This window comes from Lentzea albidocapillata (assembly GCF_000719115.1).
GTDB lineage: Bacteria > Actinomycetota > Actinomycetes > Mycobacteriales > Pseudonocardiaceae > Lentzea > Lentzea albidocapillata.
In genome coordinates this window covers 241,712-255,761 of sequence record NZ_JOEA01000004.1, presented here as the reverse complement: position 1 = coordinate 255,761, position 14,050 = coordinate 241,712, and the positions used below count along the sequence as shown (strand labels likewise).

The window sequence follows — 14,050 nt, the reverse complement described above, 5'->3', positions numbered from 1 at the left end:
CCCCCATCGTGCTGGTGTTCGGTGAATCGTCAGTGGAGCTGACTGCGCAACGCCGTGTTGAGGCGGGGGTAGACCTCGCTGACCGCGGCATGCCTGCGTTCGCGGCCGAGGAGGCGGGCCAGTTGCTTGAGGTCCTGGCGCACGGTGGCCGAGTCGACCAGGTCGGCGGCGTCGAGGACCTTCGCGGTCAGCGCGCTCGCGTGGTCGATGTCGCCGGCGGAGGCGTAGGCGAGGGCCCGGCGGGCGCCGAAGCGCGCGTGGGTGCGGTGGGCGCTGTCCGGCACCAGGGCCAGCTGGCGGTCGAAGACGTCCGCCGCCTGGCGGGACTGGCCGAGGTCGTGCAGGCACCAGGCCTCGACGAGGCTGATCAGGTCGGCGCCGCTGACCGAGGCCGAGCCCATGACCATGCCGTCGGCGGTGTCCGCCCTGGCGAGCAGGACGGCGGCACGATCGAGCGCCCGCCTGCACTGGTCGTAGTCGCAGGCCAGCGCGTGGCCCTGGGCTTCGCGCAACGCGGCGAGCCCCTGGACGCGGGGGGAGGTGCCCGGTACGGCCTGCGCCTGCTGGGCGAGGTCGACGGTGCCGGCGGCGTCCTCGCGGTAGAGCGTGATCAACGCCTGCCTGATCAGCGAGTACGTGGCCATCTCGGTGTCACCGGCCGCGGCGCCCATCTCGACGGCGTTGCGGGTCCACCACATCGCCGCCCTGTCGTCACCGGCCTCCTGGGCCATCCACCCGGCGTACTCGCTGTAGCGGGCGGCAAGCCCCAGCAGCTGCTCGCGAACGGGTGTGGGCGCGCCGTTGGCCATGCCGCGCAACGTGTGGGTGTGCACCGTCACCATCGGCAGCACCACACTCGGGCTCGTCGTCTGCCCCAGTTTCCTGACCTCGGTGAACAACGAGCGGAACGCCGCCAGCGTGCCGTCGTGGGCCGCGCTCGCGGAGGCGGCGCGGGGAGCCCCGAGCGTCAGCCCGAGCAACGAGGCGGCGCCCGTCGCGATCGCCTCGCGCCGAGGCATCGGAACCATCCAGCTCGACCCGTCCGGAGCCATGCTCATCACCCACACTTCGCCGTCGCCGTCGGCCGCGACGGCAGCGAGCGGGCTCGCGGGGGCGGGCTGGTCCACCAGGGCTGCCAGACGTCCACCGGCTCCGAGAACCGCGTCGCAGCGCCGGGCCAGATCAACACCTGGTTGTTTGAAGCCAGTCTCGATCTTGCCCAGATAGCCCTTGCTGTAGTGGACCTGCTGCGCCAGCGCCGCCAGCGACAGGCCCGCCGCGGTGCGTAAGCGCCGCAGCTCCACTCCAAAGACATCCGACTGCTCAGCCATTCGTCCCCGCCCTCGACCGCCGCTCCCGGCGGCCGGTGAATCGACCGTTGCAGACTACTGAGCCGCTGGTCGCAGGCCCAGTCCCCCGGAGCGCCGGCGTCGTCGGACACCTGGCCGCCTCCGAGTCTGATCCGCCGCCCGGCCGAATCCCAGGCGTCTCCCGTCGCCTTCGTGATCGGGAGACGGGAGACCCCTGCCCCGCGGAGCCGTTGCGGGACATGCTGGTTCCGGACGGCACGCAAGACGTCGTCCGGTTTCTGGGGGGTGTGGCGGCAGGCCGGGGCTGGGGGCTCAGTCCTGCCGCCACAGACAAACGGGGAGAAGAGGAACCGAGGAGTGAACAGGGACTGGACGGGCGCGCCCTCCTGATCACGGATGTGCAGGCCAGGCGCCGCCTGCTGTTGTTGCCACGCGGCCGGATGACCGACGGTCATGACCTGCCGTCGAGTGCTCGAACCGGACGAAAGCTTTTTGACCCCCGCGCCGGAATCGAGCGGCCGGGTATCGGAGAGTCGCGCGCTTTGCCGGATTGGGCGCAGGCGCGTGCGGGCAGAAATCAGGCAGAAAACCTGCGGATCCTTACCTTGCTGATGGAGTTGGCCGGGCTCTACGCGCTGATGGCCCTCGTGAACTCGGTCGCCGGCACCGCGGCTGGGCCGCCCATGTCGGCCGCGCGGCTGTGGCCGAGGCCACTACGGTGGCGCACGTTCCCTGGACGCTCCTCATGATGGTCGCGATCAAGGAATGACCTGTGCTGATCAGGCCCGGTCGCGGTGATCGTCATGCGAATTCCCGAATAAGAGCTGGTGACAGATAGCGACGACCGGGTTGCGCTCCGTTCTGTGTAGAAGACGCCGTGCGCCGCTGTCAAGTTCGCGGTCAATAGCGCCGCGTTTCCACAGTTCAGTTGGCAAAAGCCCAGCTCGGCATCCTTTCGCCCGCTCGGTCACGAAGGCCGGCCTGCCCGCGAGAGCATGTTCGTTCACCACATCGGCTGAAACCGAACCTCGGAACGGGGGTGTTGCGTTGCGCATCCGACTGAGTACTCTGCTCTCACCCCCTCAAGATCATCGCTGTTGGTCATGTTGATCATGTGGTGTTATCTTTCCGTCGCCAATTCGGGTGGTCGTGGAGCGTTGTGAAGCTGAAGAACGTGCCTGAGACGAATTACAAGACAATTCGTTCCCGGCTCACTGGCGTCGTGGTGGTTCCCAGCGTCGTCCTTCTGGCCATGTGGGCGTTGTTCTCGTCCTACACGGTGTTCGAGGGGCTCTACCTCCAGCTGGTCGCCTCCGGCGCGCGGGACGCGTCGATCCCCGCGGTCCAGTCGTTCGCGTCGCTGCAGAAGGAACGCGAGTTGTCCATGACGAGCCTGAGCCGGGCCGGCTTGAGCACGTCGGCGTTGCTCAAGCAGCAGCAGGACACCGACAAGGACGTCGAGCAGATGAAGTCGGCGTTCGCGGAGCTCGCTTCCCAGGCACCGCAGGAGATCGTCGACGGCATCAACAAGCTCAACGGGCTGCTCGACCAGCTGCCGGAACAGCGTGAGCGCCTGGAGTCCGGTGCCACGTCCAAGGACGAGGTCTACCGCTACTACAACAGCGTGCTCGACGCCGGTGGCTCGCTGTTCGGCACCCAGGCCCGCATCGTGCCCGACGCCGAGACCGTGCAGGGCGCACTCGGTGCGCTGCAGTACTTCCAGGCCTCCGACGCCATGTCGCGGTCCAGCTCGGTCGCCGCGGGCGCGATCGTCACGGGCAGGTTCACGCCCGAGGAGCACCGCGAGTTCGTCAGCCTCGTCGGCGCTTACCACTTCACGCTCAACGTCATCGAGCCCACCGCGCTGCCGAACGTGCGCGAGCACTTCAAGCAGCTCACCGGCAGCGCGTCGTACCAGCAGCTGGTGACCCTGGAGAACCGCCTGCTGCAGAACGCGGAACGGCCCGTCGGGCAGCAGGTCACCCTGACGGACTACGAGAACGCCACCCGCGCGGTGTCGCAGGAACTCACCACGCTGGTGCAGGAGCAGTCCACCGGCGCGGTCAACATCGCCATGGCGAACGGCAAGGAGAAGTTCACCACCGTCCTGATCGGCAGCCTCATCGCCCTGATCGCGGTCATCGCCGGCATCTTCGTCGCGGTGCGCGTCTCCAACCGGCTGGTCAACAAGGCGTTGATCGTCCGCCTGATCAGCCTGAAGAGCGACTCCCTGAAGCTCGCGCACGAACGCCTGCCGGACATCGTCGAGCGGCTGCGCGAGGGCAAGCACGTCGACGTCGCCGCCGAGGTGCCCGCGCTCGACTACGGCAACGACGAGATCGGGCAGGTGGCCGACGCGTTCAACGCCGCGCAGTACACCGCCGTCGCCGCGGCCGTGAAGGAGAGCCAGACCCGTGAAGGCGTGAACCGGGTCTTCCTCGACATCGCGCGCCGCAACCAGGGCCTGGTGCACCGCCAGCTCAAGATCCTCGACAAGCTGGAGCGCGAGGAGGAGAACCCCGACCACCTCGACGCGTTCTTCCAGCTCGACCACCTCGCCACCCGCGCGCGCCGCAACGCCGAGAACCTGATCATCCTCACCGGCGAGCAGCCGGGCCGGCAGTGGCGCAAGCCCGTGCGCATGCTCGACGTCGTGCGCGCCGCCGTCGCGGAGACCGAGCAGTACGCCCGCGTGAAGGTGCACCCGGTGCCCGAGGTCGCGCTGGTCGGCGCCGCCGTCGCGGACACCATCCACCTGATCGCCGAGCTCGTCGACAACGCGACGTCGTTCTCCTCGCCGCGCTCGCAGGTCGAGATCCACAGCAGCGAGGTGCCGCAGGGTCTCGTCATCGAGATCGAGGACCACGGCCTCGGCATCAAGCCCGAGGACCGCGAGCTGCACAACAAGATGCTGACCGCGCCGCCGGACTTCGAGGCGATGAGGCTGCGCGGCGAGTCCCGCCTGGGCCTGTTCGTCGTCGCCCGGCTGGCCGCGCGCCGCCACATCCATGTCGAGCTGCGCGACTGCCCGTCCGGCGGCACCATCGCGCTGGTCCTGATCCCGTCCGAGCTGATCGTCGGCGAGGTGGGCGCGGCCGACCCGGCGGACTCGCAGCAGATGCCCAAGCCGACGTTCCGCCAGCAGGCGCTGCAGCAGGCCTCGCGGTCACCGGAGGCCCTGGAGGCCTCGGTCCCGATGCAGGGCGACCTGGTGCGCGACCCCAGGCTGGGCGAGAGGTCCACCGAGACCTTCCAGCTGGACGAGTTCTGGGCCGGGAGGGCAGTGGGAAACGACCTGACCCCAGGCCCGGACAGGGACCTGGACAGGGACCTGGACAGCAGCAGTGGACACATCGAGCTGCCCCGGGAAGACCGCCTGACCGGGGTCTGGCCGGCCGGCGACCCGGCGGAAGGTGAGGCGACGACGCGTCAGAACACCCGGCCGGAGCTGCCCCGCCGCAGGCGCCAGCAGCACCTCGTACCGCAGCTGGCCAACGACGAACCCCGGCCGATGCCCGAACTCGCCGAGTTCGATCCCGAGGAACGGGCGGAACGCACCCGCGACGGAATGTCCGCCTTCCAGCAGGGCACGCGCAACGCCCGCCAGGCCGACGACGTCGTGGAACCGTGATCACGAAACTGAAAGGGCAATTTCCGTGGACGACCTGACCGGCGGGCACCCCGAGCTCAACTGGCTGCTGGAGGACCTCGTCGCGAGAGTGGTCGGTGCCCGGCACGCGGTGGTGCTCTCCGCGGACGGCCTGCTGCTCGCCCACTCTCCCGAGCTGTCCAAGGACGACTCCGACCACCTCTCGGCGATGGCGTCCGCGTTCCAGAGCCTCGCTCGCGGCACCGGACGGCACTTCGGAGGGGGACAGGTCCGCCAGACCATCGTGGAGATGGAACGCGCGCACCTGTTCGTCACCGCGGCGGGACAGGGCGCCTGTCTCGCGGTGGTGGGTGACGAGGACGCGGACATGGGCATGATCGCCTACGAGATGAACATGCTCGTGAAGCGTGTCGGCGCGTACCTCTCGTCGGCGCCGAGAACACTGGCGTCGCCGAGGATGCCCAACCCCCTCGGACTGTCATGAGCAACTCCTCCGACTGGTGGTACGACGAGGCGGCGGGCCCCATGGTCCGCCCGTACGCGATGGTGAGCGGCCGCACCAGGCCCAAGCCCGCCGGCGAGGACCTGACCCTGACGACCCAGGTCCGGGCGCTGCGCACGACGACGGAGCAGGGCACGTTGTCGGTAGAGCACCTGGAGATCATCAAACTCTGCCGGAAACCGCTGTCCGTCGCGGAGGTGGCCGCCTACCTGCACGCGCCGCTCGTCGTGGTGAAGGTGCTCCTGAGCGACCTCATCCAGCGCGGTGACGTCATCACCAGCGGCCCGGCCACCACGGTGGCCCCGGTCGACCTGAACCTACTCCAGAAGGTGCTCGATGGTGTCCGTGCAATCTGATCGGCCCGGTTCCGGGCAGGGCGGGGAAGAGGTCCTGGTCCCCTCGTCGGTCAAGATCGTCGTCGCCGGTGGCTTCGGCGTCGGCAAGACCACGATGGTCGGCGCGGTCAGCGAGATCACCCCGCTGCGGACCGAGGAACTGCTCACCGAGGCCGGCGAGGAGATCGACGACCTCTACGGCGTCGAGGGCAAGACCACCACGACGGTCGCGCTGGACTTCGGCCGCATCACGATCAACCCCGAACTGGTCCTCTACCTGTTCGGCACACCGGGCCAGGACCGCTTCTGGTTCCTGTGGGACGAGCTCTCGATCGGCTCGATCGGCGCCGTCGTCCTGGTCGACACCCGCAGGCTCGACGCCGGCTTCGGCGCGATCGACTTCTTCGAGCGCAGGGGCATCCCGTTCGTCGTGGCGGTGAACTGCTTCCAGGGCAGCCACTCCTACACGGCGGAGGAGATGCGCGTGGCGCTCGACGTCGCCGACACGGTGCCGCTGGTGCTGTGCGACGCCCGCGACCGCGAGTCGTGCAAGGCGGTGCTGGTCCGCGTGATCGAGCACGCGATGAACCGGCTCGACGTGATGGCCTGACACAGCTGTTCCTGAAGCCCTTGGTGCCGTGCGCCAAGGGCTTCAGTTCGTGCTATGGCCTTACCTGCTCCAGCCTGCACCGGAACGGCCGCAGGATCGGCGGCACCTCGGTGAGCCGGTAGCCGGGCACCCGCTCGGGATCCTTGGCGATGCCCGCCAGCGTCTCCGCCACGTACTCCAGGTGACTGCGGGTGTAGACGCGGCGCGGGATCGCGAGCCGCACCAGTTCGAACGGCGCGGGCGTGATCAGGTCGCCGGACGGGTCGATGTCGCCGAGGTAGAGCGAACCCACCTCGGCACAACGGATTCCGCCCGCGAGGTAGAGCTCGGACGCGAGCGCGTGGCCGGTGAACCTGCTCGGCGGGATGTGCGGCAGCAGCCTGCCCGCGTTGAGGTAGACCGCGTGCACACCCGCCGGCCGCACACTGTCCACACCGGCCTCACGCGCGCAGTCGGCGAGGTACGCGGTGGCCTCGGCGCGCTCGCGCAGGTACAGCGGGTCGGTGACCTCGATGAGGCCCTGCGCGCACATGTCGAGGTCGCGGCCGGACAGCCCGCCGTACGTGCTGAACCCCTCGGTGGCGATCAGCAGGAGTTCGCACCGCTTGGCCAGCTCGGTGTCCTGCAGCCCGAGCATCCCTCCGATGTGGACGATGCCGTCCTTCTTCAGGCTCAGCACGCAGCCGTCGGCGAGCCGGAACGCCTTCTTCGCGATCTCGCGCGGACTGTGGCCGCGGTACTTCTCCTCCCGCTGCGTCACGAGCCACGCGTTCTCGGCGAACCGGGCCGCGTCGAGGATGAACGGGACGCCGTGCCTGCGGCACAACTTCCGCACGGCCTTGAGGTTCGCCATCGACACCGGCTGCCCGCCGCCGCCGTTGTTGGTGATCGTCATCAGCACCAGGCCGACGTCCTCGGGCCCCTCCAGCACCTCCTCGAGCGCGACGAGGTCGATGTTGCCCTTGAACGGCTCGTCGCTGTCGAGGTCCGCGAAGGCCGGCGAGGGGAGGTCCCGCACCACACCGCCGGCCAGTTCGACGTTCGCGCGGGTGGTGTCGAAGTGCGTGTTGCTGACCGAGAGCTGTCCCGGCTTCAGCAAGGCGCTGAACAGGATCCGTTCAGCGGCCCGGCCCTGGTGCACGGGCAGGATGTGGCGGTACCCGGTCAGTTCCTCGGTCACCTCGCGGAACCGGAACCAGGACCGCGATCCCGCGTACGTCTCGTCGCCGCGCATGCCGGCGGCCTGTTGTTCCGCGGACAACGCGCCGGTGCCGGAGTCGCTCAGCAGGTCGATCGTGACGTCTTCCGCCGTGAGGTTGAACTGGTTGTACCCGGCTTCGGCGTAGCGGCGTTCCCGGTACTCACGGGTGGTGATGGGAATGGGCTCGACGACCTTGATGCGGTACGGCTCCACGGCGGTGGCCTTCCTGGTGCAGCGTTAAACGGATAGTGCGGTGGTGCGGGGTGGCGTGACGTCGTAGGCCTCGGAGGACAGGTAGACCGAGACGCCGGGCTTCGGCCGGCCCAGCCGCAGGGACACGTGGGCGATCAGCCCCACGCCGTCGCCGAGCGGCCGCTGGACGAGGCTCGCGAGCGCCATGACGAACGGCGTGGTGTCGAGCCCGCACCGCGCCATGATCGCCAGCACGCGTGCGCAGGCCTCCAGGTCGTCCTGCACGTAGTCCCGCACCGGGATGTAGAGGGAGTAGCCGCTGGGCCGGTCGGTGTCGCCGGACAGGAACGTGTAGCTCGACATCAGCGGGCGCCGGGTGAACGCCCCGTCGCCGCCGCGGGCGAGCTCGCAGACGTCCGCCAGGAGCGCCGGATCGACGTCCGGGGTCGCCGCCGCGGCCCGCACCACGTCCGCGGCCATCGCGCCGTCGTGCGACACGTAGGTCTTCACCCGTGCCCGGTTCTCGTCGGTGAGGTCGAGGGCGAAGAAGGAGAACCGGTCCAGCCCCTCGCGCCGCAGCCCGTGCTCGGCGACGACGGGGAACGCCGAGTCCAGGCCGAGCCGGGCGAGTGCCTCCGCGACCAGGCCGGTCGCGCTGTCCCGGCCGCGCGCCTCGGGGTTGAGGTAGACCTTGACGCCCGGCGTGCCCGACGGCTGGATGATCAGCGAGTACCAGAACGCGAACGCGCCCTGCGGGTCGTCCGGCAGGAACAGGTCGCGCACCCGGTCGAACTGCCCGAGCCGCAGGTCGTGCCGGTCCGCGAGGCGGTCCAGGACGCCGAGCGCGGCGGCCAGGTTGGCCTGCCTGCCGGGCTGCTCGGCGAGCGACTCGACGATCATGCGAACGGCGGGCCGTTCGTTTTGGGCCAAAGCCACCGAGAATTCGACGGGAGAGTGGTCGTCGGCGACGAATGAGGGCCAATGGGGAACTGCGGAGAGGGGCAGCCGGCAGCCGGGGCCTAATGCCTCACCCAGCAGTTTTGTCGCCGTATTAGCGGAGTCCGCCAAACCGACGGCGCGCAGGAGGTTGCGTAACTGGCCAATGGCGAAATCGTGCAACGAGACGGCTGGCGCGCTCAAGATGGGGCACTCCTGATCGGCCGGGGAATCAGGTCGGGTCGCAATCCTGACGGGGTGGAATCGCGAAGTGAATTGTCTCAACCCGCCACATGCCCAGGTCAAGAGCCAAGGGGGTTGCGTGCGACACTCTGCGCTGTGATGAAGATTGCACCACTCGGTCTATTGACTTGACCGTTTCGACTGTTCTCGCGGGTAATTGCGTCTGCACGTACGAGTGTGCTATGCGCGGCGGCTGATGGTGTCGCAGAGTAAGGTTTGTGCGATTAGTGGCCCACGTGGTAAAGCGTCCGCATCGCGCCCGTTTGTCCCGGTACAGAACAAACGGGGGTGTCCGCGGCGCGGACACCCCCGTTTGGGGCTGGTTCGGAAACTGTTCAGCCCCTCGGCTTCGCGCACTTCGCTTTGCCGGGACAACTGCGGATCATTCGTACCGACGGCGCCTCGTCGATCGTGCCGGGCGGGTTCACCGCGCCGCCGGGCCACTGCACGGAGATCGCGATCGACGACGCGTTGTTGTCGTAGTTCTTCTCCAGCAATGCACGGTCGGAGTTCACGACGTTCACGACGTCGTACACACCGGACTTCACGTGGGTCAGGTCGAGCCACTGGAAGTCGACCTCGTGCTTGTAGTCGTCGCCGGAACCGACCGAGATGCCGAACATGACGTCCAAAGCGGACGGGTTGTGGTGTTCGCACATGTGACCGTCCAGTCGCTGCGCGAGCTTGCCCTCCGGGCTCTCCGGATCGGCGGGCCGGCGCGGGAGGCGGTCGGACACCGTGTAGCGGTCGCCGATGCAGAAACCGTTCTTGCGGTCCGTCTCGACCACGCTGCCGTCGGGCGCGCGCAGCTGGAAGTACTCGAAGTTGAGCAGGTGCCAGTGCGTGTGCGTGGGAGCGGGCTCGTAGTAGGCGCTGGACTTGGTCTCGCGGCGCGCCTCGTTGTACGACCCGGCGATCGAACCGTCCACACCGGACTGAATGGCCTGACGCACGTTCATCGTCGGTGTGGCGGTGCTGTCGCGGTGCGCGTGCAGCAGCAACGGGCCGTCGCCCACGTTGTCGATCGAGGTGGTGAACCTCAGCCGCACGGCCTGTGCGCTGCCGCCGCGGGACATGCACTTGCCGCGCGGCGCCGAGGCGTCCTCCACGAGGCACACGTCCCAGGCGCGGCACAGCAACGGGGAGCCGTCGTGGCCGCCGGGGCAGCCGATGGGCGCCTGGCGGAGGTCGGGCAGCAGCGGCGCGGGATCGGCCTGGACGTGCTGCGAGGAGACGAGGTTGACCGCGGTGATCGCCAGAGCTGCGATCACCGCGCCGAATCTGCTGACCATGCGGCGTTCTCCTGGGGCGAGGAACTCCTGGCGGCGCGCAGGAGCGTGTTCGTCACCGAGCCGGAGAGCTCGACACTGGAGTTCCAGCTCGTGACGTCGGGGTAGACGTGGGCCGTGGTGGCGAGCAGCAGCCGCGTGCCGGGCACCTCGACGGCCGGGCGCTTCGTGAGATACCCGAGCGGGTACACCGGTTCGACGAACGGCGCCTTGAACACGCGCACCTCGTCGACGTCGTCCGGCGTGAGTCCTTTATGGAGGCTCAGCAGCTGCTCGGTCCACCGTTGGGCGATGCTCTCGGAATCCTCGCGGTACAGCGCTGACTCGCGATCGGTGTAGTGCATGACGTACACGAGGTGCCGGTCGCCGTACCGCTCGGAACCCGTCAGTGGCGTCATCTCGATCACGCCGTCGAAGTCCGTGCCCGAGCGGATCACCGGTGCCCAGTAGTGCCCGGACAACGGCTTGCGCAGGAAGAACAACGTGTTGACGACGCCCTGGTACGGCAGCTGGACGTCGGGCAGCAGCGGCACGAGATCGGGGTCCGCGATGGCCCGCAACGCCGGCAGCGGGACCGTGGAGACCGCGTGGTCCGCCTCGATCGTCTCGCCGCCGGACAGCGTGACGAGCACCCGGTCCTCGCCGGCTTCGAGCCGCCCGACCGGTGCCGAGGTGCGGACCTCGCCGCCGTGCGCCTCGATGGACGCCCTCAGCGCGTCGATCACGCTCTCGTAGCCACCGGCCGGATAGCCGCGCACCGACTCGTTGCTCTCGCGGCCCAGGCGCTGCCACACGTACAGCGCGGGCACGTCACCGAACGCGGCGCCGAACTTCGCGCCGAACAGCGGCGCGAGCAGCAGCTCCCAGATCCTGTCGCCGTACAGGCCGCGCAGCCAGTCCTCGGTGCGCATCCCGTCGAGGTCCTTGCCCTTGCCCAGCCGGCGCAGCAGCAACGAGACCACGCCGAAGCGGATCCGGTTCACGAGGCTCAGCGGCCGGAACCGCAGCAGGTCCAGCGCGGAGTTGAACGAGCGGTGCTCGCCCTCGACGATCATGCCCATCGAGGTGGGGTTCCAGCCGACGCTCTCGCGCAGGCCGACCTCGTCCAGCAACGCCAGCAACGCCGTGTCGGTCGGCATCACGCAGTGGTAGAAGCGTTCCACCGACCGGCCCCGCGAGGTGAAGAACGTGCCGAGGCCGCCGAGCTGGTCGCTCGCCTCCAGCAGCGTCACGGCCATGCCCTCGCGGGCGAGACGGTGCGCGGTGGCGAGGCCGCAGATGCCGCCGCCGATCACGACGACGCGCTGGGGCATCAGAGCTTCCGGAACGGCACGGGCGCGAGGCGGTCACGCGTGAGCAGGAGCAGGTACTGCCGCAGCGTGCGGCCGAGCCGGAGCTTGCTGGCGCCGGGCTTGCGGTCGTAGCGCAGATGCAGCGGGATCTCGCTGACGATCGGCCCGCAGTGCCGGAGCTTGAGCAGGAGCTCGACCATGCAGGCGAAACCGCGTTCCTCGACCAGGCGCTCGCCCCAGTGCGCGGTCGCCCGGCGCAGCAGGCTGACCCGGTAGGCGCGGAAGCCGCTGGTGAAGTCGCGGACCCCGTCGAAGTGCAGCACCTTGCCGAACACGACGCGGGCGCCACGCGAGAGCAACCGGCGCCACTGCGGCGCGGTCGAGTCGTCGCCGCCCTCGACGAAACGGGAGCAGATCACGACGTCCGCGCCGGCCTTGATCTCGGCCAGCATCGCGGGGAACACGCCGGGGTCGTGCGTGTCGTCGGCGTCCATGACGATCAGCACGTGCTCGGGAGCGGCTTCCGCGAGCGCCGCTCGCAGTCCGGACTGGACGGCCTGGCCGAGCCCGAGGTTGACCGGGTGGGTCACCAGGCGGACGTCGAGCCCGTGCACGCCGGTCACGCTGTCGCCGGTGCCGTCCGACGAGCCGTCGTCGACCACCCACACCGTGATCCGGTCGGCGAGGTCGGTACGGGCGATCCGCGCCAGCAGTGACGGCAGCGCCACGGCCTCGTTGTAGGCGGGCAGGACGACGTGCACGTCGCCACACGTGCGGATCGGCTTCTGCACGATCGCGACCGGTTCACCGGCCGCATGCCGGATGCCGTGTTCGTCGACTCTCACTCTGGCGCCCCCTCTTCGGTGGCTCGTGGTTGGTGGCGTGAATTATTGACACGGCGTGCTAAAGCTTTGAGTGCGGCCCTGGGTGAGTTCAGGGCAGGAACAACGTCGAAACCTCACTAATTGCGTTCGCGCGGGACACTGAAGAGGGATGTTGATACCCGAAGAGATGATTTCTCAGAGTTCATTCACTCTTTCGTGCGCTCCTGCGGCCATAACTCCTTCGATCGGATGATCTTTCAATGAGGCGATTCTCGGCGGTTGCCGTTCCAGCTGGACCACTTCACGCGCGCGAGGCTGATCCCGGACGCCTGCCGCAGCGCCCCCTCAAGCCGTCGTCGGTGGGCAGGGACCTGCTCAGCCGGGTGAACGCGGTCGCGGTGCTGCTCGTCCTCGCCGACACCATGACGCTCGCCGTGGTGTGCGTGCAGCGCGGTCTCGGCTGGGGCTGGAGCAGCGCGGTCCTGGCCGCGGTGGTCACGATCAGGGGAGCCTGGCGGCTCTACCGGCGGCGGCTGTGGCTGTCGTGGCTGCAGGATCTGCCCCGGTCCGCGGCGAGCACGGCACTGGCCTTCGCGCTGCTGTCCGGCATCGGCCTGATCAGCGGTTCCGACGCGGCCGGCCTCGCCGCCGCGCAGTGGGCGATGATCGTGTTCGCGCTGGTCATCGAGCCGGTGCGGTGGTGCGTGTTCGCGTTCGGCCGGTGGTGCCGGCGCAGGTTCGACCGCTGCGACCGCACGATCATCGTCGGCGCGGGCGAGGTCGGCGTGAACCTCGCGAGGACCATGCTGGAGCACCCCCAGTTCGGTCTGCGGCCCGTCGCGTTCGCCGACTCCGGCCCCGACCCGGACCGGCAGCCGCCGATGCTCGAGGTCGTCGACGGCGACCTGGCCGACGCGATCGTGCGGCTCAAGGCGGGCACCGTCGTGCTCGCGTTCTCGCACACCCGCGACTCGCCGCTGGTGGACGCGGCGATCACCGCGCACCGGCTCGGCTGCTCGACGCTCGTCGTGCCCCGCATGTACGAACTGCACCCCGACGGCCCCGGCATCGAACGGCTGCGCAGCTACCCGCTGATGCGCCTCGGCACCGCGCCGACCAGCAGGCCCACCTGGTGGATCAAGCGCGCGGCCGACCTGCTGCTGGCGGCGGTCGCCCTGGTCGTGCTGTCGCCGCTGATCGGCCTGTGCGCGCTCGCGGTGCTGGTCGAGAGCGGCCGGCCGCTGTTCTTCCGGCAGGTCCGCGTCGGCATGGACGACCGCACGTTCACCCTCTACAAGATCCGCAGCGTCCGGCAGTCCGGCGAGGACGACTCGCAGGTGAAGTGGTCGGTCGTCGGTGACTCCAGGGTCGGTCCGGTCGGCCGGTTCCTGCGCCGTACCTCGCTCGACGAACTGCCCCAGCTCTGGAACGTGCTGCGCGGCGACATGTGCGTCGTGGGGCCACGCCCGGAGCGTCCCGGTTTCGTTCGCGAGTTTTCTTCCATTCACGAGCTATATTGGGCACGCCATCGCGTTCCGACCGGCTTGACTGGACTAGCCCAGGTGCACGGTCTGCGAGGTGACACTTCCATTGCCGACAGGTCTCGATACGACAACTACTACATCGCGAATTGGTCGTTGTGGCTCGACCTGAGGATTCTACTGATGACAGCGGGTGAGTTGTGTTGTCGGAGAAATCGCTGATAC

General features: G+C 68.9%; 12 protein-coding genes. 6 read left to right on the top strand and 6 right to left on the bottom strand.

The window, feature by feature from the left end; translation table 11 throughout:
- Positions 1-29: 29 nt before the first annotated feature.
- Positions 30-1,331: an NsdA family TPR-like regulatory protein gene (locus IG04_RS48570; RefSeq protein ID WP_030475703.1), complete on the bottom strand. Its 1,302-nt coding sequence runs from the start codon at positions 1,329-1,331 to the stop codon at positions 30-32.
- A 218-nt stretch (positions 1,332-1,549) separates the two neighbouring features.
- Here IG04_RS48570 and IG04_RS0106900 point away from each other — a divergent pair, with 218 nt between their 5' ends.
- The 5 genes from IG04_RS0106900 to IG04_RS0106880 all read left to right on the top strand — a co-directional run bounded on the left by IG04_RS0106900 (position 1,550) and on the right by IG04_RS0106880 (position 6,367).
- Entirely contained in the window at positions 1,550-2,059 is a 510-nt protein-coding gene (locus IG04_RS0106900) for a hypothetical protein (protein WP_030475702.1), read from the top strand.
- 425 nt (positions 2,060-2,484) lie between these two features.
- Positions 2,485-4,941, top strand: a complete 2,457-nt coding sequence (locus tag IG04_RS0106895) for a sensor histidine kinase (RefSeq protein ID WP_245816584.1) — start codon at positions 2,485-2,487, stop codon at positions 4,939-4,941.
- Positions 4,942-4,966: 25 nt separating this feature from the next.
- On the top strand, positions 4,967-5,404 hold the full coding sequence (locus tag IG04_RS0106890; protein WP_030475700.1) for a roadblock/LC7 domain-containing protein: 438 nt from the start codon (positions 4,967-4,969) through the stop codon (positions 5,402-5,404).
- Positions 5,401-5,778, top strand: a complete 378-nt coding sequence (locus IG04_RS0106885; protein WP_030475699.1) for a DUF742 domain-containing protein — start codon at positions 5,401-5,403, stop codon at positions 5,776-5,778. Before IG04_RS0106890 ends, IG04_RS0106885 begins: the two co-directional genes overlap by 4 nt.
- Entirely contained in the window at positions 5,759-6,367 is a 609-nt protein-coding gene (locus tag IG04_RS0106880; protein ID WP_036013965.1) for a GTP-binding protein, read from the top strand. Before IG04_RS0106885 ends, IG04_RS0106880 begins: the two co-directional genes overlap by 20 nt.
- 52 nt (positions 6,368-6,419) lie before the next feature.
- Here IG04_RS0106880 and IG04_RS0106875 read toward each other — a convergent pair whose 3' ends face one another.
- The 5 genes from IG04_RS0106875 to IG04_RS0106855 form a co-directional block, all read right to left on the bottom strand.
- On the bottom strand, positions 6,420-7,781 hold the full coding sequence (locus IG04_RS0106875) for a tryptophanase (protein WP_030475697.1): 1,362 nt from the start codon (positions 7,779-7,781) through the stop codon (positions 6,420-6,422).
- A gap of 24 nt (positions 7,782-7,805) precedes the next feature.
- Positions 7,806-8,828 carry a tryptophan dimethylallyltransferase family protein gene (locus IG04_RS0106870; RefSeq protein ID WP_051769140.1) on the bottom strand — a complete coding sequence of 341 codons (1,023 nt, stop codon included), beginning with the start codon at positions 8,826-8,828 and terminating at the stop codon, positions 7,806-7,808.
- A gap of 446 nt (positions 8,829-9,274) precedes the next feature.
- A complete protein-coding gene (locus IG04_RS0106865) occupies positions 9,275-10,231 on the bottom strand; it encodes a lysyl oxidase family protein (protein WP_030475695.1) in 957 nt (318 codons plus the stop codon).
- Positions 10,207-11,541 (bottom strand): NAD(P)/FAD-dependent oxidoreductase, encoded by a 1,335-nt coding sequence (locus tag IG04_RS0106860; protein WP_036013963.1) that lies wholly within the window; start codon positions 11,539-11,541, stop codon positions 10,207-10,209. The genes IG04_RS0106865 and IG04_RS0106860 overlap by 25 nt, the downstream gene beginning before the upstream one ends.
- Positions 11,541-12,365, bottom strand: a complete 825-nt coding sequence (locus IG04_RS0106855) for a glycosyltransferase (RefSeq protein ID WP_084401988.1) — start codon at positions 12,363-12,365, stop codon at positions 11,541-11,543. The genes IG04_RS0106860 and IG04_RS0106855 overlap by 1 nt, the downstream gene beginning before the upstream one ends.
- Before the next feature lie 338 nt (positions 12,366-12,703).
- Between IG04_RS0106855 and IG04_RS0106850 the strand changes: the two genes are divergently transcribed.
- On the top strand, positions 12,704-14,047 hold the full coding sequence (locus IG04_RS0106850) for a sugar transferase (RefSeq protein ID WP_245816582.1): 1,344 nt from the start codon (positions 12,704-12,706) through the stop codon (positions 14,045-14,047).
- The last annotated feature ends 3 nt before the right edge of the window (positions 14,048-14,050 follow it).